Consider the following 18952-nt stretch of genomic DNA (forward strand, 5'->3'; position numbering starts at 1 on the left):
TGCGAGCTCGCGAGCACACAAGAGCGAACGGAATCCGCCGCAAGGCGGGGCGTGAGGGTCAGGCTTGCGCCTATTCCGCCCGCAGATTATTTTCCTCGCGCGCTCGGAATCTGCTGGGCTCCATCCAGCGCGAGCCTGTGTAACCCCTGCCGAAGAAGGTTCTAGCTACGCAGCGCCTCAGTCAGCGCAGCAGCAGCCTCGCACACTACTTCGGCGTGCAGGCGGCCGGGCTGGCGGGTCAGGCGCTCGATGGGGCCCGAGATTGAGACCGCCGCAATGACCTTGCCAGAGGGGGAGCGCACCGGCGCTGAAACGGATGCGGTACCGCGTTCGCGCTCGCCGACGGACTGGGCCCAGCCGCGGCGGCGGACGGCTGCCAGCATGGTGGCTGAGAAACGGGCGTTGTGCAGGCCCTCGACTAGGCGGGCGTGATCTTCCCAGGCGGTAAGAATCTGGGCGGCTGAGCCTGCCTTCATGGAAAGCTGGGTGCCGACCGGGATGGTGTCGCGCAGGCCGATAGGACGCTCGGCGGAGGCCACACAGACGCGCCAGTCACCCTGGCGGCGGAAGACCTGGGAGGACTCACCGGTGACATTGCGCAGGTTATTGAGCACGGGGCCTGCGGCTGCAATCAGGCGGTCTTCACCGGCGGCGCTGGATAGTTCGCCCAGGCGGGGGCCGAGCATGAAGCGGCCCTGAACGTCGCGGGCTACCAGGCGATGGTGGGTGAGGGCAACAGCCAGTCGGTGGGCCGTGGGGCGGGCAAGCCCGGTGGCTTCAACGAGCTGGGACAGGGTGGCGGGGCCTGCTTCGAGGCAGTCAAGAATGTGGGCGGCTTTGTCGAGGACGCCGACGCCTGAGCTGCGGTTATCTTGCATGGTGGTAACTTTCGCCTGTGGTCGTGGGCCGGGCTGCGGCCCAGGTGAATGGTGCGGTGGGGGCCTTTCGGGTGTGAAAGATTGAGAGCTAAGAGGATTGTGTCCGTATAACCTATCATGACTTCTCATATGCTGATATGCAAGTTCATTTATTGGAAAGATTTTCTTCGGCGCGTCACACTTGTTAAAGCATCACGAGAAAATTTTTTGGAGGACGACATGGCTGGTATTACCGACCATACCCCGCGAACCTTGGCAGAGAAGGTTTGGGACGCGCACACTGTAGTGCCCGGCGAAGACGGCAAGCCCGACCTGCTCTACATCGACCTGCATCTGGTCCACGAAGTGACCTCACCCCAGGCTTTCGAGGGCCTGCGCCTTGAGGGCCGCCCCCTGCGTCGCCTCGATCTCACCATCGCCACCGAGGACCACAACACTCCCACCGAGAACATCTTCTCCACCATCGCTGACCTGACCTCCCGCACCCAGATCGAAACCCTGCGTCGCAATGCTGAGGAATTTGGGGTACGTATTCACTCCCTGGGCGATAAAGAGCAGGGCATTGTGCACGTGGTGGGCCCCCAGCTGGGTCTGACCATGCCCGGCATGACCGTGGTCTGCGGTGACTCCCACACCTCAACCCACGGCGCTTTCGGCGCCCTGGCCTTCGGTATTGGTACCTCTGAGGTGGAGCACGTGATGGCTACCCAGACCCTGCCCCTGGCCCCCTTCAAGACCATGGCTATTAACGTTGAGGGCACTCTCAAGCCCGGCGTGACCGCCAAGGACATCATCCTGGCTGTTATCGCCGAAATCGGTACCGGCGGTGGCCAGGGCTACGTGCTGGAATACCGTGGCTCGGCTATCCGTGCTCTCTCCATGGAGGGCCGCATGACCATCTGTAACATGTCCATTGAAGCCGGTGCCCGCGCCGGCATGGTTGCTCCCGACGAGACCACCTTTGAATACGTCAAGGGCCGCCCCCACGCACCGACCGGTGAGAACTGGGACGCAGCCGTCGAATACTGGAAGACTCTGCCCACCGACGAGGGTGCTACCTTTGACCGCGAGGTCTTCATCAATGCCGACGAGCTTGAACCCTTCGTCACCTGGGGTACCAACCCGGGCCAGGGCGTCCCCCTCTCCCAGGCTGTGCCCTTCCCCGAGGACTTCGAGGACGAAAACGAGCAGAAGGCTGCCGCCCGCGCCCTGGAATACATGGACCTGACCGCAGGTACCCCCATGAAGGACATCCCCGTGGACGTAGTCTTCCTGGGTTCCTGCACCAACTCCCGCATCGAGGATCTGCGGGCTGCCGCCGAGATCGTCAAGGGCCAGAAGCTGGCTGAGGGCGTCCGCATGATGGTCGTCCCCGGCTCCCAGAAGGTACGAGCCCAGGCTGAAGAAGAGGGCCTGGACCAGATTTTCAAGGACTTCGGCGCCGACTGGCGTTTTGCCGGCTGCTCCATGTGCCTGGGCATGAACCCCGACCAGCTGGCCCCCGGCGAACGCTGCGCTTCGACCTCCAACCGCAACTTTGAAGGACGCCAGGGTAAGGGCGGACGCACCCACCTGGTCTCACCCCTGGTTGCCGCCGCTACCGCCATCCGCGGTACCCTGTCCTTACCGGCTGACCTCTAAGCATCCCACTCGCATTAGCCCGGCTTGATCGGGCGGAAACGGATTTTTGATGGAACCCATTAAGAAGCACACCGGCATCGGGGTGCCCCTGCGCGCCTCCAACGTCGATACCGACCAGATTATCCCCGCTGTCTACCTCAAGCGCGTCACTAAGACCGGCTTCGACGACGCCCTGTTCGCAGGCTGGCGCAAGGACGAAAACTTCATCCTCAACCAGGAACCCTACAAGCAGGGTTCCGTGCTGGTTGCCGGCCCCGACTTTGGTACCGGCTCCTCTCGCGAACACGCGGTTTGGGCCCTCAAGGACTACGGTTTCCGCGTGGTCATCTCAGCCCGTTTCGCTGACATCTTCCGCGGTAACTCCGGCAAGCAGGGACTGGTCGCCGCCCAGGTAGACCAGGACAACATCGAACTGATCTGGAAGCAGCTAGAGGCCGAACCCGGCACCGAAGTCACCGTTGACCTGGAAGACAAGACCGTCACCGTCGGCGCTTTGACCGTACCCTTCCAGATTGACGACTACGTGCGCTGGCGCCTGATGGAAGGCCTGGACGACATCGGCCTCACCCTACAGCACGAGGATGCCATCACCGCCTACGAGGCCAAGCGCCCCGCCTGGCTGCCCCGCACCCAGCAGCTGTAAAACCAGCCTACAGCTTAACCCAAAGGACGCCGTGCCCCGAGCACCGGCGTCCTTTTGGTGTTCTGCCTGGCCCGTCTAGATAAGTAAAAGCTGTGGTATGGCTAAGAACACCGCCTGTACAACAACCAGTGCACCTAAGTGGGGTAAAGTTGGTAAACGAGAATTGACGCGTAAAGTAACGCGAATCAACACCCTAATAGTTTTGACGATTGGACACACATGGTCAGCGCACTGCGTATTGAAGGTGGCACCCCTCTGAAGGGCGAGGTAAACGTCCGCGGTGCTAAGAACCTGGTCCCCAAGGCCATGGTTGCCGCCCTGCTGGGTTCCACCCCCTCGGTGCTCCGCAACGTTCCCGAAATCAAGGACGTACAGGTCGTTACCGACCTGGTTGAGCTGCACGGCGTTTCGGTGGACTACAACGTGCAGGCCGGCGAGCTGCGCATGGACCCTTCGAAGGTCTCTGTAGCCAACCACACCGACATTGAGGTGCACGCAGGCGACTCCCGCATCCCGATTCTGCTCTGTGGCCCCCTGCTGCACACTATCGGTGAGGCCTTCATTCCCGACCTGGGTGGCTGCAAGATTGGTGACCGCCCCATCAACTGGCACCTGCGCGTGCTCGAAAAGTTCGGCGCCAAGATTGAGAAGCTGCCCACCGGTATCTCTATGAAGGCCCCCGCAGACGGTCTCAAGGGTGCCCAGATCAACCTGGAGTACCCCTCAGTTGGCGCTACCGAGCAGGTTCTGCTGGCCGCTTCCCGTGCCAAGGGCAAGACCGAGCTGACCGGCGCTGCTATTGAGCCCGAGATTATGGACCTCATCGCTATCCTGCAGAAGATGGGTGCCATCATCACCGTCGAAACCGACCGCCAGATTATCATTGAGGGCGTCGACGAGCTGACCGGCTTCAACCACGTGGCTATGCCCGACCGCAACGAATCAGCCTCCTGGGCTTCAGCAGCCCTGGCTACCGGCGGCGATATCTTCGTGCGCAACGCCAACCAGAAGGACCTCTCCACCTTCATCAACGTCTACCGCAAGCTGGGCGGCGGCCTGGACATCACCGACGAGGGCATCCGCTTCTTCCACCAGGGCGGTGACCTGAACCCCCTCTTCGTTGAAACCAACGTACACCCCGGCTTCATGACCGACTGGCAGCAGCCCCTGGTTGTCGCCATGACCCAGGCTAAGGGCGTCTCTGTTGTTCATGAGACCGTCTACGAGAACCGCTTTGGCTTCACCGACGCCCTGGTTCGTATGGGCGCTACCGTGCAGCTGCACAAGGACTGCCTGGGCCCCACCCCCTGCCGCTTCGGCCACCAGAACTTCAAGCACTCAGCCATCATCACCGGTAAGACCCCCCTGCATGGGGCCGACATCAACGTGCCCGACCTGCGCGGTGGCTTCTCCCACGTGATTGCTGCCCTGACCGCTGAAGGCACCTCAAACGTCACCGGCGTTTCTGTGATCTCCCGCGGCTACGAGCACTTCGTTGATAAGCTCACCGCCCTGGGCGCTAACTTCGAGGTCACTGCCTAAGATGAGCAAGAACAGCGCTTCTTTGAGTGATATCAAGCCCACCAAGATGGGGGACGCGGTTTACACCGTAGCCGGTACGCTCCTGCGACCCCTCTACAACCTGCCCATGAAGGCGCAGATTGAGGGGCGGGAGAAGCTACCCAAGACCGGCGGGTTTATCGTGGTCTCAAACCACCTGACCGTGGTAGACCCGATTACCGCAGCCTACCCCCTCTTTCTTGAGGGCGTGCTGCCCCGGTTCTTGGCCAAAGAAGCGCTGTTTAGGGTGCCGGTGCTGGGCTGGCTCATGCGCCAGTGCGCCCACATCCCGGTTGCCCGAGGCTCAGCCCGGGCAGGGCAGTCCCTTGAGGTTGCCCAGAATGTTCTGGACGCCGGGGGAGCGGTCATTATCTTCCCCGAGGGCACCCTGACCAAGGACCCCGACATGTGGCCCATGACCGGTAAATCGGGGGCAGCTCGCCTGGCCCTGGCCACCGGCGCCCCGGTCTACCCGGTAGCCCACTGGGGCGATCAGGACTTCTGGCCCCGCCGCGGCAAGCCCCGCTTCAGCTGGCCCCGTAAGAAAGTCAAGATTGTGGTGGGCGACCCGGTCGATTTCAGCGACCTGGTTCAGCACCGCGAAGACGGTGCCCACTACACCCACGACGAGCTGGCTGCCGTCACCAACCGCATGCTCGACGACGTCACCGCCCTGCTTGAGGGCCTACGCGGCGAGAAAGCCCCTGCCGGGCGCTGGAACGCCGTGTTGGACGTCCGCCAGTCACCTGACCAGTAACCGCTAGGGGAGGCCCGCACCCATGACCAATGTGAAGCACCAGAAAATCGCTGTTCTTGGAGCAGGTAGCTGGGGCACCGCTTTTGCCAAGGTTCTTGCGGACGCCGCTACCAGCTCAGGCACCGACCGGCAGGTTGTGCTGTGGGGGCGTAATCCCACTACGATGGCAGCCATGCAAGAGAGCCGCACCAATGAGGGCTACTTCCCCGGGGTGAAGCTCCCCGACAGCATGGTGATGACCGCAGATGCCGCTGAGGCTCTGACCGGGGCTAGCATTGTGGTCCTGGCCGTTCCGGCCCAGGTGCTGCGTTCCCAGCTTGAGGTTTTTGCACCCCTGATGGAGCCAGACGCCCTGCTGGTATCTCTGGCCAAGGGCCTAGAAATGGGTACAGGCCTGCGCATGAGCGAGGTCATGGTCGAGGTACTTCAGGGGCACCTTATTGCCAGCGGCGCTGAGCCGGAAGCGATTGAGGCTGTGCCCGGGCGGGTTACTGTGCTCTCTGGCCCCAACCTGGCCAAGGAGATTATCGCGGAGCAGCCCACTACCAGCGTGGTTGCTGCTCAAAGCGAGGAAACCGCCCGGCAGATTGCCGCCGTCTGCGCTGCCGACTACTTCCGCCCCTATACCAACACCGATATCGTTGGCGTTGAAATTGGTGGCCTGGTCAAAAACGTGATTGCCCTGTGCGTAGGCATGTGTGAGGGTAAGCAGTACGGTGATAACTCCAAGGCCTCGGTCATGACCCGTGGATTGGCTGAGACGACCCGCCTCGCTCTGGCCCTTGGCGGTAAGAGCGAAACTATGAGCGGCCTGGCAGGAATGGGCGACCTGATTGCCACCTGCGCTTCGCCCCTCTCCCGTAACCATACCGCCGGTCGGCTCCTGGCTGAGGGGATTGCCCCAGACCAGCTACACACTGTCATGACCCAGACCGCCGAGTCCATCAAATCAGCTCCCGTTGTGGCAGAACTCGCGCGAAAAGTAGGGGTAGAAATGCCCATCACCGAAGCGGTCACCGCCGTGCTCGACCGTAGAATATCAGTTGAAGAATTAGCCCCCGCCCTGCTGGGCCGCTCCCTCAAATCTGAGGAAAGCACCCCGGCAGCCAGCTAGGGCAGACGGGGCTGAGCCCCGCACGAAACCAAAGGACGTTATGACCGAAACCAGCACCAAACCTACCGTCGCCCTGCTGTGCGGTGGGCGCTCGTCCGAGCACTCCATCTCACTGATTACCGCCCGAGGCGTACTCGGGGCTATCGACCACGACAAGTACGACGTGGTTACTATCGGTATCACTAAGGACGGCCGCTGGTACCTGACCGACGAGGCGGCCCTGGTCGAGCTGACCGAGGCTACCGCCTTGGCAGAGTTCCCCGCTGAGGGCAAGCAGGTCTTCCTGCCCCTGGGCGGCGGCGACAACCGCCTGCGCCTGATTGACTCCGCCGAAGCCACCAGCGTTGAGCTGGGTCCGGCAATTGATGTGGTCTTCCCCCTGCTCCACGGCCCCTTCGGCGAGGACGGCACCGTGCAGGGCCTGCTGGAAATGGCAGATTTGAAGTACGTGGGCTGCGGCGTAGCTTCATCTGCTATCGGCATGGATAAGCACTTTATGAAGGTGGCCTTCGAGGCCGCAGGTCTTGAGGTTGGGCCCTACGAGGTTGTGACCCACCGCCAGTGGGTGCTTGACCAGGCTGGTGCCCGCGAACGCATCGAAAAACTGGGCTACCCGGTCTTTGTGAAGCCTGCTCGTGCGGGTTCGTCCTTCGGTATTACCAAGGTTGATTCGGCGGACCAGCTCGATGCGGCGATTGCCGAGGCCCAGGCACATGATCCCAAGCTGGTGATTGAGGCCGGTATCGTGGGCCGTGAGATTGAGTGTGCTGTGCTTGACGGGCACCGTTCTGAGCTGCCCCGGGCGTCCTACCCCGGTGAGATTGTGGTGGTTGATGAGCAGCACGGTTTCTATGATTTTGAGGCCAAGTACGTGTCGAAGACTTCGGCTGAGACCCGCTGCCCGGCTGACCTGCCCGCTGAGGTTTCTGAGCGCATGCGCCAGCTAGCTGTTGAGGCATTCCTGGCCGTTGACGGTGAGGGCCTGTGCCGGGCTGACTTCTTCTACACCGAGGACGGCCGCCTGGTGATTAACGAAGTGAATACCATGCCCGGCTTTACCCCGATTTCCATGTATAAGACCATGTGGGAGAACACCGGCCTGCCCTACGGCGAGCTGATTGACGAGCTGATTTCCCTGGCCCTGGAGCGCCCCCTGGGCCTGCGATAGGAGCCCTCACTGGCACTGGGGTAAGCCCCTGCTTCTAGATGTCAACGAAACCCCCGCTACCTGAGATGGTAGCGGGGGTTTTCGCTTACGGGGGTTTCTTGTTTAGCTGCCGGTGCCGCTGTCGACACCGGTAAGGGTGTCATCGACATTGGTGCACTGCATCTGCTGGGGTATCTGGGCGACGGCCGACGATAGTTCTGCAAGGACGGTGGAGGACGAGACCCGGTCAGCGTCGAAGGTTACCTGCACGGCGGGGTCACGACCGAAGGTTTCGGCGACCCAGGTGCCGGTGGCAGTTTGCTCGGCGGCAGCGGCGAGTTCTTCGTCGGCGGGCTTGACGATCCAGTCAACGCCGTTGACCGAGACACAGGTATCTGAGACGGGGGCTGTGCCGAGCTCGACCCCGCACTTGAGGATGACGGTGCTGGGGTCGCCCCAGGCGGTGGTGGCCTGGGCGGTGGTTTCGCGCTGAGCCAGGCCGCTTACGGTATCGGGCATAGCAACCAGGGCGTAGGCGCAGGTGGGGTTAGCGGCGTCTGGGGCCGGTTCAAGGTTGACGGCACCTGTCCCGCAACCGGTCAGGCCTAGAGCGGTCAGTAAAAGGATAAGGGGTTTGCGCGGTGTTCTCACCTGGCTATTGTATAACTTTCGTTGTGGTAGGACGCCGGTGGTGAGGGGCGCTAGCCGGGGGAGAGCAGATTCGGTAGGGTAGGGGTAGAGTTTAGCCGGGGCAGGTAACCGAACAAGACTGCCTGGATATGAGCGATGGAAGGAGGGGCTATGAAGCAGAAGACCTATTATGCGGCGGGAACGGCTCTTGCCGTGACACTAGCTCCCCTTGCCTTGCTTGCCGGGCAGGTTCTGACCGGCCCCCAGAGCGCTTTTGCCGCTGACCCGACAGAAAGCCCCGCCCCTACAAGTTCCACACCCACCAGCACACCGTCGGTGGGTGAGAGCCCGAGCGAGAGCCCCAGCCTGGAGGTCACAGTCGCCCCTAGTGCTACTGAATCGCCCAGCCCCGAAACACCCACACCTGAGACTCCCACACCGGAGGCTCCTAGCCCTGAGCCTACGAGTGCGGAGCCGACAAGCCCCGCACCTGAACCTAGTTCGCCTGCGCCATCTAGCCCGGCACCAGAACCCACCAGCGACCCGGTGCCTTCGGCTGATCCTGAGCCGGTTCCTGCCCCCAGCGAGTCGGTCATCGTGGTTCCGGTACCGCCGGGGGAGACGTCCGCCCCGGATGTGACCGGAGGAGCTGCTGGGCTGCCCAGCCTTCCCGCCGCCGACCCCTCGGCCCAGCCGTCCGCCGGTACGGGCCAAAGCGGGGGCAGTGAAGCTGCGGTACCGGGCCAGGGGGCCTTCGTGCCCTCAACCCTGGGCAACAGCGTCGCTGGGGCCCAGGACCCGACCCGGATGGACGCCGATACCAGCCTGCTGGAAACTTCACCGGTAGACGGAACCGTGCTAGGTATTTTCTCAAGTAGCCAGCAGAGCCCCGGGTACGCGGGGGCACCTGAGTGGGTGGAGGGCTTTTTGAACGTGTCGGGGGCCCAGGGGAACAGACCCTCATCAGCCGACCCCAACCAGGCCGCCGGTGTCGCCGGGGCAGAGGCCCAGGGGCACCAGGCCGGGGCGGTGACCGGGGGGAGTATCTTCCAGCGCGGCAATACCATTATGAACGGTGCCCGCCCCCTGCTGATTTTTACGGGTATTGCCACAGCAGGCCTGGCCCTAGTGGTCTTTAACTTTGTCTGGCGTAACCGCGCGCCCCGGAACTAGGAGCCCTATGCAGACCGTTGCCCAGGTGAGTGAGGGCCAGCTTCTTGCCCTGTTTATGCCTGTTCTGGCTGAGCACAATGAGCGGGCGGAGGACGTCCGCGCCAGACTGGGTGCTCCCGGCGCCCTGGTACTGGGGCCGGGGGACGACTCTGCTGCCCTCGATCTGCGGGGCGGGCTGACCGTCATGAGCACCGACACCCAAACCGAAAACCAGGACTTCCGCCGCAGCTGGCCCTCGGGCTACACCACCGGCGGGTATGAGGTGGGCTGGAAGGCCGCCACCCAGAACCTTGCCGATATCGCAGCTATGGGGGCCACCCCGGTCACCCTGCTGGTGTCCCTTACCCTGACTCCCGATACCCCCGTGAGCTGGGTGCAGGACTTTGCCCGGGGCCTCACCGAATCCTGCACTGCCCAGGGGGCTACCACCTGCACAATTGCCGGCGGCGATATGGGCTCCGGCAGCGAAATCTCGGTAACGGTCACCGCCGTGGGCCTGACTTACCGGCCCATTACTCGAAGCGGGGCCCGCCCCGGGGACGCCGTGGTCTTCGCTGGCGCCCTGGGCACCGCAGCTGCTGGCCTAGCCCTGCTCGACTCAGACCCCTTCACCGCCACTGAAGAGCTGACCGCCTGCGTCCGCGCCCAGCAGCGCCCCCGCTCGCCCCTTTACCTGGGGCCGGAGGGCGCCCCCTACCTGACCTCCCTCATGGACGTCTCTGACGGGCTGGTGTGCGACGGCGGGCGGATAGCCTCAGCGTCCGGAGTCGCCCTCGACCTGGATTCAGCGTCTCTGGATCCCTGGCTTGAAGTAGTCCGCCCCGCCGCCGGCCTGCTGGGCGGTGAAAACCCAGCTCAGGTCGAGTCCCTGGCCCTGCGCTGGCTCTTAACCGGGGGCGAAGACCACGGCCTACTGGGCACCTGCCCACCTGAGCAGATACCTCCCGGATTTACTAGAATTGGTAGGGTACAGGCCGGAGAAGGCATCACCGTCGATGGCCGCACCTACACCGCGAAAGGATGGGATCACTTTGAGGCAGGTTCCCGCTGACTGGTGGCTGAACTGGCTGCTGCGCGCTCGCACCCAGCTGATGGAGCACCGATCCCTTCTCAACCGCATCAACGTTTTTCCGGTGGCTGACGCCGATACCGGGGCTAACATGGTAGCTACCCTGGGGCGGGCTGCCGACACCGCTGGAATGGCGAACGAACCCACCCTAGCTCTTGCCGCGCGTGCAGCCCTGCGCGGGGCCAGAGGCAACTCTGGAACCCTGCTCGCTGTGTGGCTGTTGGGACTGGCAGAAGAGCTGGGGGAGGCCGGGCACCTAGCACCGTCCCCGGTGCAGCCTCTTACTCCTAGGGGGCTCACCGCCGCCTGGGAACGCGGAGCCCAACAGGCGTCCGCTGCCCTCAGCCAGCCCGCCGATGGCACCATGCTGACCCTCATGCAAGCTCTAGCCACCTGCCCGCTGCCAGATCCTACCGATGAAGAGGACCCCTGGCAGGTCTACCTCACCCATCTACTAGCCACCTCAGAAACCGCCCTGCGAGCTACCGCTCAGGCAGACCACGCCCGAAACGGCTGGGTTGATTCCGGAGCTCTGGGCCTGCACCTGGTCTTAGTTGCCCTGGCAACAGAGCTACTGGGGGCCGCCCCACAGGCCACCTACCGCGACCTGCTCCAAGTGGGGGCGGCGTCCTTACCGACCCGAAGCACTCGGCAGCGCTCGGCAGGGGAGCCCTGCATCGAGGTCATGTGCGAGATTTATCTGCCCGTGCTTGAAGTAACCCAGCTGCGCAGCGCCCTGGAGACGGTCGGGGACTCGGTCTCCATTGCCCAGGTCGAAGCCGGGAACGAGGCCCTGTGGGCTATCCACGTGCACGTCCCCGAGTCCGAGGACGCCCTGGCCCTCCTCCGCGCTACGGGCAATCCCCTCAACGTGCGAACCACCTCCCTGGATGACCCCGCCCATCAGGACACCCACCGGGAGCCCACCCCCTAATGGCAGCCCGTAAACGAAAGACCCCGGAATTGAGCGAGCAGGCAAAGGACGCCCTGGCCCGCTACGCCGCAGAAGACCGCCTGGATAACGCCCCCCTGACCGACTACCTGGGGGCGACCCTGGCCAAGTCCTTTAAGACCCACCTGGGGCTAGAAACCGTGGGGCAGGCCCTGGACTACTACCCCCGCAAGTACCTGCCGCGCGGGGAACTCACCCCCTTCTCATCCCTGGTCGAAGGCACCGAAGCTACCATCGTCGCCAGGGTAGTGCGGGTGACCACCCGCCAGATGGCATCGCGCCGCGGGTCCATCACAGAAATCACCATCACCGACCAGCTAGATCAGGTTGGCCAGCCCGAGCCCGCCTGGCAACCCCCTAACCCCAACGCCTACCGGGGAGCGGCCCCACCGGCGTCCTACACCCGGGGCTACACCAACCCCCGCCTGCACGGTAGCGCAGGGGGTTCCACCGACACCCAGCTACCGGGCACCCAGCCCAGCTACCAGCTGGGAGACATCTTTGGCGGCTACGCCCCCGAACCCTACTCGCTGACAGCCAGCGGCACCATGACCCTGAGCTTCTTCAACGCCTGGACTGCAGCCCGAGACATTCACGAGGGCGACCAGGTCATGTTCTCGGGCAAGGTGGGCTCCTACCGGGGCGAAATCACCCTGACCAACCCCCACTACGCCGTCATCGCCGGAAAAGAACTGGCCGCCGCCCCCGGCGCCAGCGCCGAAGCGATAGAGCGGGCCGCCGCGCGGGCGTCCGCCCCCATACCGGTCTATAAGGCCAGCCCCAAGTTCCCCACCGATAAGGTGGCCGCAGCCATCGAGACCCTGATTGAGCGCATCAACCTCAAGGAGCTCGAAGACCCCGTCCCCTTTACCGTGCGCAAGAGCCGCAAGATTCCCTCCCTGGAATGGACCTACCGGGCCGTGCACACCCCCGATACCGAAGAAACCTGGCGGGCAGCCCACCACTCCCTGCGCTACCGCGAGGCCTTCGTGCTGCAGGCCGCTCTTGCCCGTATTCGTGCAGCCCGAGCCGCCCACCAGACCGTTGCCCGCCCCTATGTAGAGGGCGGTTTCGCGGACGCCCTACTAGAAGCCCTGCCCTATCAGCTGACCGAGGGCCAGCAGGCCGTGGGTGCAGAAATCCGCTCTGACCTGGCCAGCTCTTCCCCCATGAACCGCCTGCTCCAGGGGGACGTAGGCTCGGGTAAAACCGTAGTGGCCCTGCGCGCCATGCTGCAGGTGGCAGATAACGGTGCCCAGTCGGCAATGCTGGCCCCCACCGAGGTGCTGGCTGAACAGCACTACCGGTCGGTCTGCGAGATTTTGGGCGATATGCTGGCCCCTCAGGACAGCTCCGGGGCGGGCGTCCGCGTCGTGCTGCTGACCGCCTCCCTCAAAACCAAGGCTAAACGGGAAGCCCTGCTGGCTATCGCCTCGGGTGAGGCAGACATCGTCATTGGTACCCACGCCCTGCTCGGAGACTCGGTGACCTTTGCCGACCTCGGGCTGGTCGTGGTCGATGAGCAGCACCGCTTTGGCGTTGAACAGCGCGATGCCCTGCGCGGTCCCGGCGGGGAGCTGCCCCACCGGCTGGTCATGACCGCCACCCCCATACCCCGTACCGTCGCCATGACCGTCTTTGGCGATCTCGATACCTCGGTGCTTGATCAGCTACCGGCCGGCCGCCAAAAAATTACCACCCACGTGGTGCCGCTGGCAGAGCACCCCCGCTGGGCCGACCGCATCTGGGCCCGCGCCCGCGAAGAAATTGACGCCGGGCACCAGGTTTATGTGGTGGTGCCCAAAATTGGCGGGGCCGATACTCCCGGTGATGCTGAGGCTGGTCAGACCCTCTTCGGGGCAGGTGGCCTCACCGGTAAGGGGCTGGGGTCCCAGGCGGCGGCGGGGGAGAGCGCCCGCGGTTCGCTGGCTTCGGTCGAGAGCACCCTGGAGGAGCTCGAGGACGTCCCCGCCCTGGCCGGGGTGCGCATCGAGGGTCTGCACGGGCGCATGGATACCGCCGAGAAAAACCGGGTCATGACCGAGTTCTCAGCCGGTCGTATTGACCTGCTGGTCTCGACCACCGTGATTGAGGTGGGCGTCAACGTGCCCAATGCGACCCTCATGATTATCATGGACGCCGACCGCTTCGGTATTTCTGGCCTCCACCAGCTGCGCGGACGCATCGGCCGCGGCTCCCTGCCCGGCACCTGCCTGCTGGTCACCAAGCAGCCGGCGGACGGCGTCAGTCGGGAGCGACTGGCAGCGGTAGCGGCTACCACCGACGGCTTCGAGCTTTCGCGGGTTGACCTGGAGCAGCGGCGCGAAGGCGATATTCTCGGTGCTGCCCAGTCAGGGAAGAAGTCCACCCTCAAGCTGCTGCGTGCCCTGACCGATGCCAAGCTTATTGAGCGGGCCCGGCAGGACGCCTTTGGAATTATTGAGGCTGACCCCACCCTGGCCAAACACCCCGACCTGGCCCGCACCATCGACCGGGCCCTCGACGCCGACCGCGAGGCCTTCCTGGGGCGCGGTTAGGCTCGGACAAAGACGAAGGCCCCGCATTTATTCTGGTTTACCCGCAACTAGTTGCGGGTAAACCAGAATAAATGCGGTCAACTCAAGTACCCGGCGGGCCTTCCGCCACCAGTCACCCATACCTAACCTTCTCTTTGTTCTCACCAGTCCTACCGGTACCCTTGAAACAGTCCCAACTTCTACTACGAGCGGAGCGCAGCCGAATGAGCCGCATTATTGCAGGAGCCGCAGGCGGTCTGCGCCTAGCGAATGTCCCCGGTGATAACACCCGCCCCACCACCGACCGGGTTAAAGAAGCCCTCTTCTCTCGCCTGGATACCTACAACATGCTGGACGGCGTACGCGCCCTCGACCTCTTTGGTGGCTCAGGAGCCCTGGGCTGTGAAGCCCTTTCGCGCGGGGCCGCCCACGTAGACTTCGTAGATCACTACCCCAAGGCTGTTGCCGTCATCGAGAAAAATATCGCGGCTGTGGGGAAGAGCGCTAGCGGAACTGCTCGCGTGCATAAGATGACGGCCCGCACCTACCTTTCGGCGGGGGCGTCCGCCTGGGACCTGGTCTTTATTGACCCGCCCTACGCCGTGACCAACAGCGAGCTCGAAGATTTGCTGGCCCTGCTGGCGCCCCGCCTGACCGAGGGAGCGGTGGTGGTGGTTGAACGGGCCTCCCGCACCGACGAGCCCGCCTGGCCCGAAGGCCTTGAAAAGTTTGCCGAGAAAAAATACGGTGAGACCGTGCTCTATTATGTGGAGCCCGCCGTCTAGTTTAGGGTGGAACTATGAGTGAGAACACAAACAACCCCGGGTATCAGCCCCAGCCGACCCCAGAAACGAACCAGGGAGCGTCCGCGCCCCTGCTGACCGAAAACACCCTGGTGGTGCAGCAAACCCGCAGCTTCATGAGCAATGACTTTGAGATGCAGAGCCAGGATGGGCGCGTGCTCGGCCGGGTGCTCACCACCGGCTCAACCGCAGGCCGCCTGCTCAAGGGTAACCGCACCTTTGACCTGGTCGACGGTAACGGGAACCTTCTTCTTAAGATTGTTGACCCCTTTGATTTTGGCCTGGACCGCTACGAACTGCTGAACCCCGATGGCTCTCTCTTTGCCCACGTGCAAAAGCAGTTCTCTTTCATGCGCAAGCGCCTCACCATCGAGCTGCCGGGCCTCACCCTGGAGCTCGAAGGTAGCCTCTTTGAGTACGACTTCAATATCACGGTTAATGGCCATGTAGCTGCCCGCGTTGCCCGCGAATGGGGCGGCCTGGTGGCGGGGCTGCGCGGTAAGAGCCGCTACGGGGTGAACTTCGACCCCGGCGCTCCCGAGCCCGTGCGCCTGGCCATGCTGGGTGGCCTGGTTGCCCTTGACCTCATCCGGGCAAAGGACGCCCGCAACTAGGGCTTAGCCGCTATAGGCGCGCAGACGGGTGGCGGCCTCCTGTAGTACTTCCGGGCGTTTGCAGAAGGCAAAACGCACGTAGGTCTGCACCCGCTGCCGGTAGGCCTCGGTCGTAAAGGCTGTCAGTGGAATCAGCGCGACCCCTGCCTGCTCGGGAAGCAGGTGGCAGAGCTCTTCTGCTGAGGCCAGGCCCCGTTCAGCCAGGACCCTCGACACATCGGCTACCGCGAAGAAGGTACCTGCGGGGGGAGTTACCTCCCACGGTGATTCCGCTAGGTTTTCCACCAAAATGCGCCGCTGCTGGGCGTAGCGGGCCTGTACCCCGGTATAGAAGTCATCGCCCAGGCCCACGCCAACAGCCGCAGCTGCCTGCAGGGGAGCGGCCGCAGAGTGCGTGAAATAGCCCTTCACCAGGCGGATGGGGAGTATAAGGTTTTCTGGGCCGGTCATCCACCCCACCCGCCAGCCGGTGGCCGAGTGGGTCTTAGAAATCGCTGAAACTGCCACTGTACGCTCTGCCGCTCCCGGCAGGGTCTGAATGGGCTGGTAGGGGCCGGTAAAGACCAGGTGCTCGTAGACCTGGTCAGCCAGAATCACAGCGTCGAACCTGGTCGCCAGCTCCACGATCTTAGTCTTTGCTTCGGTTGAAAAGACTATACCTGTGGGGTTGTGCGGGTCGTTGACCACTACCAGGGCTGTGCGGTCAGAAAAAGCTGCTTCGAGGGCGTCCAGATCGGGTTCAAAGGTGGGTGGCACAAGCGGAACGGTGCGGACGCGCGCCCCGGCTAGGGCGGCAGCGGCAGGGTAGAGGTCGTAGTAGGGTTCGAAGAGAACAACCTCGTCACCCGGTTCTACCAGGGCCGCAATGGTAGCTGCCAGGGCTTCAGAGGCACCGGCGGTTACCGTGACCTGGGTATCGGGGTTGAGGGTGAGCCCGTAGAAACGCTGCTGGTGCTCGGCAATGGCCTGCCGCAGGGCGGGGTTACCCGCAATGGTGGCGTACTGGTTCACCCCGCTAGCCAGGGCGTCAGCTGCTGCCCGGAGCATCTCGGCGGGGCCGTCCGTATCTGGAAAACCCTGCCCCAGGTTCAGGGCATCGTATCGGTGGGCAAGGGTCGACATCTCTTCGAAGATGGTAGAGCGCCAGTGGCCGTCCGCCCCCATCAGCCCGGCCGCTATCCCAACCCGTTCAAAGGCCCGTTGCTTCTTCTCAGTGGCCATCCGGTGCCTACCCCGCTCTCGTCTAGCCCACCGCCGTACGTGCAGGGCGGGCGTCCGTATCTTTGTCTGAACCCAAGATTACCGGCCTAGCCCTGTTGCCCAAGAGAGCATGACTTAGTGTGTCATACCTAACCAACCTGCGGTAGCCTAGAGACATGCAATTGGTTGTCTGCCCCGGATCCTTTGACCCCATCCATAACGGTCACGTCGAAATCATCACCCGCGCCGCAAAAATCTACGGTAACGTCATCGTCGCGGTCTCCCACAACTCCAAGAAAAAGTACCGCTTCACCCTCGAAGAGCGCGTCGCCATGGTTGAGGAAACCTTCGCCCTGTTCGACGGGGTGAGTGCCAAAGTGCTACCCGAGGGGGAGCTACTGGCTAACTTCGTGCGCGACCAGGGGTCCGTGCTCATCGTGAAGGGGCTGCGCAATACCGCTGACTATGAATACGAGGCTCCCATGGCCTCGATGAACCGGCACATCGCCGGGGTTGAAACCAGCTTTATCGCCGGGGACCCCAAGTACAACCACATCTCATCGACCATCGTTAAAGAGGTCGCAGGCTTCGGTGGGGACGTGCGGGCTTTCGTCCCGCGCGCGGTGCAGCGGGCCCTCCACCCCGAGCATTAATGTGGTCAGCCAAACAAGAGGTTAAACCTAGAGCGCTTGATTCGGCCGGTCTTAAGCCCCTAAAATAGGTACTTGGTTTAAAACATTCGATAGGGAGTTCGTCATTTCACGAAAAGATTCATCGCCCCTTAAGATCTCGGTTCGAGATTTAGCTCATCGCCCGGGCGCAATGGAGACCCTTGATGAAGTTCTGCCAGCGCCAAGCGACTTTGGCAACGCTCTGATTGAGGCGGAAGAAGGCAGCGACATTGACCTCAATGTTCGCCTGGAATCCGTTTCAGATGGTATCTTGGTAACTGGTACTGCAACTGTCACCGTTTCCGGTGAATGCAGCCTCTGCCTAGACCCGGTTGACTTTGATGTTACAGCCGATGTTCAAGAGCTTTTTGTTTTCGAGAAGGCCCCCGAAGGCGGCCCCGAAGATGAAGTAGATGAGCAGTACGCCGTAGAGAACGATGAAATTGATCTCGAACCGGCGCTGCGGGACGCAGTGATTCTTCAACTGCCGTTCCAACCTGTTTGCAGTGACTCCTGTCAGGGCCTGTGCTCCGAATGCGGCGCACGCCTAGAGGACGACCCTGAGCACCACCATGAGGTCATCGACCCCCGGTGGAACGCGCTATCAGCGCTGCTCGATGCGAACGACAAATAAAACTTATAAAGCAACAAGAGAAAAGAGATAGCTGTGGCTGTTCCCAAGCGGAAAATGTCCCGTGCTAACACCCGCGCCCGCCGTTCCCAGTGGAAGGCTTCCGTTCCTCAGCTGGTCAAGACCGTAGAAAACGGTCGCGTCACCTACTCCCTGCCCCACCAGGCAAAGCTCGTGACTGACTCAGCTGGCAACGAACTCTTCTACGAGTACAAGGGCCGCAAGGTAGCTGACGCCTAATTCGCGCCTTATGACTAACTCTGCATCACAAGAGTTTCTGAAACGTCTCGGTATCGACCTCGATACCGAGACGTTTCAGCTTGCAATGACTCACCGCTCCTACTCCTTTGAAAACGGCGGCATACCCCACAACGAGCGCCTAGAATTCCTGGGTGACTCCGTGCTGTCTCTGGCCGTCGCCTCAGAGCTCTACAAGAAGTTCCCTGACCTGCCCGAGGGCGAGCTGGTCAAGCGCCACCACGTGATTGTTTCTACCCGAACCCTGGCCAACCTGGCCCGCAGTCTCAAGCTGGGGCCCTGCGTCCGCCTGGGTAAGGGCGAGAAGAAAACCGGTGGTGCCGACAAGGACTCCATCCTGGCTGACACCATGGAGGCCGTCTTCGGTGCCGTGTATATGAAGCACGGCCCTGAGGCCGCCCACCAGCTGGTGCTGGCCCACACCTCCCACCTGCTGGATGACAACAAGACCCTGAACATCGGGCGCGACTGGAAGACCGAAATCCAGGAATACGCTGCCGCCCAGGGCACCGGCGAGCCCGTCTACGAAGTTGAGGGCACCGGCCCCGACCACGCCCGCCGCTACACCGCCAAGGTCCTCCTGGCCGGTAAGGTCATGGGGCAGGGCAAGGGCACCAGCAAGAAGGAAGCCGAGCGTATGGCTGCCGAACAGGCCTACTACAGGGTCTACGGCTAGGCCAGGCAAGACTTTATCT

19 protein-coding genes are annotated in these 18952 nt (G+C 62.9%); 16 read left to right on the forward strand and 3 right to left on the reverse strand.

Annotated features, from left to right (window positions below; all coding sequences use genetic code 11):
- Positions 1 to 161: 161 nt before the first annotated feature.
- Positions 162 to 878 (reverse strand): IclR family transcriptional regulator, encoded by a 717-nt coding sequence (locus tag ACFP6B_RS07545; protein ID WP_135013841.1) that lies wholly within the window; start codon positions 876 to 878, stop codon positions 162 to 164.
- A 219-nt stretch (positions 879 to 1097) separates the two neighbouring features.
- Between ACFP6B_RS07545 and leuC the strand changes: the two genes are divergently transcribed.
- From leuC to ACFP6B_RS07575, 6 genes are all read left to right on the forward strand, one after another.
- Entirely contained in the window at positions 1098 to 2519 is a 1422-nt protein-coding gene (gene leuC, locus ACFP6B_RS07550) for a 3-isopropylmalate dehydratase large subunit (RefSeq protein WP_377128866.1), read from the forward strand.
- 49 nt (positions 2520 to 2568) lie between these two features.
- The gene (gene leuD, locus ACFP6B_RS07555; protein ID WP_377128870.1) at positions 2569 to 3162 is read left to right on the forward strand and encodes a 3-isopropylmalate dehydratase small subunit; all 594 of its coding nucleotides are present in this window, start codon (positions 2569 to 2571) and stop codon (positions 3160 to 3162) included.
- Positions 3163 to 3381: 219 nt separating this feature from the next.
- On the forward strand, positions 3382 to 4704 hold the full coding sequence (murA, locus tag ACFP6B_RS07560) for a UDP-N-acetylglucosamine 1-carboxyvinyltransferase (RefSeq protein ID WP_237204480.1): 1323 nt from the start codon (positions 3382 to 3384) through the stop codon (positions 4702 to 4704).
- Position 4705: 1 nt separating this feature from the next.
- Positions 4706 to 5479: a lysophospholipid acyltransferase family protein gene (locus tag ACFP6B_RS07565; protein WP_377128874.1), complete on the forward strand. Its 774-nt coding sequence runs from the start codon at positions 4706 to 4708 to the stop codon at positions 5477 to 5479.
- 22 nt (positions 5480 to 5501) lie between these two features.
- Positions 5502 to 6593: an NAD(P)H-dependent glycerol-3-phosphate dehydrogenase gene (locus ACFP6B_RS07570; protein WP_377128876.1), complete on the forward strand. Its 1092-nt coding sequence runs from the start codon at positions 5502 to 5504 to the stop codon at positions 6591 to 6593.
- Positions 6594 to 6633: 40 nt separating this feature from the next.
- On the forward strand, positions 6634 to 7761 hold the full coding sequence (locus ACFP6B_RS07575; protein WP_377128879.1) for a D-alanine--D-alanine ligase family protein: 1128 nt from the start codon (positions 6634 to 6636) through the stop codon (positions 7759 to 7761).
- A gap of 102 nt (positions 7762 to 7863) precedes the next feature.
- On the opposite strand, the gene ACFP6B_RS07580 is transcribed toward ACFP6B_RS07575, so the two are convergent.
- Complete coding sequence (locus ACFP6B_RS07580; RefSeq protein ID WP_377128882.1) at positions 7864 to 8391, reverse strand: DUF3515 family protein; 528 nt, start codon at positions 8389 to 8391, stop codon at positions 7864 to 7866.
- A 150-nt stretch (positions 8392 to 8541) separates the two neighbouring features.
- On the opposite strand from ACFP6B_RS07580, the gene ACFP6B_RS07585 reads away from it, so the two are divergent.
- From ACFP6B_RS07585 to ACFP6B_RS07610, 6 genes are all read left to right on the forward strand, one after another.
- On the forward strand, positions 8542 to 9543 hold the full coding sequence (locus tag ACFP6B_RS07585) for a hypothetical protein (protein ID WP_377128885.1): 1002 nt from the start codon (positions 8542 to 8544) through the stop codon (positions 9541 to 9543).
- Positions 9544 to 9550: 7 nt separating this feature from the next.
- Positions 9551 to 10594 (forward strand): thiamine-phosphate kinase, encoded by a 1044-nt coding sequence (gene thiL / locus ACFP6B_RS07590; protein ID WP_377128887.1) that lies wholly within the window; start codon positions 9551 to 9553, stop codon positions 10592 to 10594.
- A complete protein-coding gene (locus ACFP6B_RS07595; RefSeq protein WP_377128890.1) occupies positions 10575 to 11546 on the forward strand; it encodes a DAK2 domain-containing protein in 972 nt (323 codons plus the stop codon). The genes thiL and ACFP6B_RS07595 overlap by 20 nt, the downstream gene beginning before the upstream one ends.
- 29 nt (positions 11547 to 11575) lie before the next feature.
- Positions 11576 to 14101: an ATP-dependent DNA helicase RecG gene (locus tag ACFP6B_RS07600; protein ID WP_377128893.1), complete on the forward strand. Its 2526-nt coding sequence runs from the start codon at positions 11576 to 11578 to the stop codon at positions 14099 to 14101.
- Positions 14102 to 14304: 203 nt separating this feature from the next.
- On the forward strand, positions 14305 to 14865 hold the full coding sequence (gene rsmD, locus ACFP6B_RS07605) for a 16S rRNA (guanine(966)-N(2))-methyltransferase RsmD (RefSeq protein ID WP_377128896.1): 561 nt from the start codon (positions 14305 to 14307) through the stop codon (positions 14863 to 14865).
- Positions 14866 to 14879: 14 nt separating this feature from the next.
- Entirely contained in the window at positions 14880 to 15497 is a 618-nt protein-coding gene (locus ACFP6B_RS07610; protein ID WP_237204470.1) for an LURP-one-related/scramblase family protein, read from the forward strand.
- A 3-nt stretch (positions 15498 to 15500) separates the two neighbouring features.
- On the opposite strand, the gene ACFP6B_RS07615 is transcribed toward ACFP6B_RS07610, so the two are convergent.
- Positions 15501 to 16718, reverse strand: a complete 1218-nt coding sequence (locus ACFP6B_RS07615) for an aminotransferase class I/II-fold pyridoxal phosphate-dependent enzyme (RefSeq protein WP_377128900.1) — start codon at positions 16716 to 16718, stop codon at positions 15501 to 15503.
- 155 nt (positions 16719 to 16873) lie between these two features.
- On the opposite strand from ACFP6B_RS07615, the gene coaD reads away from it, so the two are divergent.
- The 4 genes from coaD (at position 16874) to rnc (ending at position 18933) form a co-directional block, all read left to right on the forward strand.
- The gene (gene coaD, locus ACFP6B_RS07620; protein WP_377128903.1) at positions 16874 to 17350 is read left to right on the forward strand and encodes a pantetheine-phosphate adenylyltransferase; all 477 of its coding nucleotides are present in this window, start codon (positions 16874 to 16876) and stop codon (positions 17348 to 17350) included.
- 169 nt (positions 17351 to 17519) lie between these two features.
- On the forward strand, positions 17520 to 18002 hold the full coding sequence (locus ACFP6B_RS07625) for a YceD family protein (RefSeq protein ID WP_185174525.1): 483 nt from the start codon (positions 17520 to 17522) through the stop codon (positions 18000 to 18002).
- A 33-nt stretch (positions 18003 to 18035) separates the two neighbouring features.
- A complete protein-coding gene (gene rpmF, locus ACFP6B_RS07630; protein WP_135011069.1) occupies positions 18036 to 18239 on the forward strand; it encodes a 50S ribosomal protein L32 in 204 nt (67 codons plus the stop codon).
- A 10-nt stretch (positions 18240 to 18249) separates the two neighbouring features.
- A complete protein-coding gene (gene rnc / locus ACFP6B_RS07635) occupies positions 18250 to 18933 on the forward strand; it encodes a ribonuclease III (RefSeq protein WP_185174526.1) in 684 nt (227 codons plus the stop codon).
- The last annotated feature ends 19 nt before the right edge of the window (positions 18934 to 18952 follow it).

The sequence above is a fragment of the Rothia nasimurium genome (assembly GCF_042660305.1).
GTDB lineage: Bacteria > Actinomycetota > Actinomycetes > Actinomycetales > Micrococcaceae > Rothia > Rothia nasimurium.

What these genes read in the sequence shown, in the direction of transcription:
- thiL (WP_377128887.1), top strand. Translation starts at nt 9,551, where the DNA reads ATGCAGACCGTTGCCCAGGTGAGTGAGGGCCAGCTTCTTGCCCTGTTT.
- ACFP6B_RS07585 (WP_377128885.1), top strand. Translation starts at nt 8,542, where the DNA reads ATGAAGCAGAAGACCTATTATGCGGCGGGAACGGCTCTTGCCGTGACA.
- ACFP6B_RS07545 (WP_135013841.1), bottom strand. Translation starts at nt 878, where the DNA reads ATGCAAGATAACCGCAGCTCAGGCGTCGGCGTCCTCGACAAAGCCGCC.
- rnc (WP_185174526.1), top strand. Translation starts at nt 18,250, where the DNA reads ATGACTAACTCTGCATCACAAGAGTTTCTGAAACGTCTCGGTATCGAC.
- ACFP6B_RS07615 (WP_377128900.1), bottom strand. Translation starts at nt 16,718, where the DNA reads ATGGCCACTGAGAAGAAGCAACGGGCCTTTGAACGGGTTGGGATAGCG.
- ACFP6B_RS07565 (WP_377128874.1), top strand. Translation starts at nt 4,706, where the DNA reads ATGAGCAAGAACAGCGCTTCTTTGAGTGATATCAAGCCCACCAAGATG.
- ACFP6B_RS07625 (WP_185174525.1), top strand. Translation starts at nt 17,520, where the DNA reads ATGGAGACCCTTGATGAAGTTCTGCCAGCGCCAAGCGACTTTGGCAAC.
- rsmD (WP_377128896.1), top strand. Translation starts at nt 14,305, where the DNA reads ATGAGCCGCATTATTGCAGGAGCCGCAGGCGGTCTGCGCCTAGCGAAT.
- ACFP6B_RS07570 (WP_377128876.1), top strand. Translation starts at nt 5,502, where the DNA reads ATGACCAATGTGAAGCACCAGAAAATCGCTGTTCTTGGAGCAGGTAGC.
- murA (WP_237204480.1), top strand. Translation starts at nt 3,382, where the DNA reads ATGGTCAGCGCACTGCGTATTGAAGGTGGCACCCCTCTGAAGGGCGAG.
- ACFP6B_RS07575 (WP_377128879.1), top strand. Translation starts at nt 6,634, where the DNA reads ATGACCGAAACCAGCACCAAACCTACCGTCGCCCTGCTGTGCGGTGGG.
- ACFP6B_RS07610 (WP_237204470.1), top strand. Translation starts at nt 14,880, where the DNA reads ATGAGTGAGAACACAAACAACCCCGGGTATCAGCCCCAGCCGACCCCA.
- coaD (WP_377128903.1), top strand. Translation starts at nt 16,874, where the DNA reads ATGCAATTGGTTGTCTGCCCCGGATCCTTTGACCCCATCCATAACGGT.
- leuD (WP_377128870.1), top strand. Translation starts at nt 2,569, where the DNA reads ATGGAACCCATTAAGAAGCACACCGGCATCGGGGTGCCCCTGCGCGCC.
- leuC (WP_377128866.1), top strand. Translation starts at nt 1,098, where the DNA reads ATGGCTGGTATTACCGACCATACCCCGCGAACCTTGGCAGAGAAGGTT.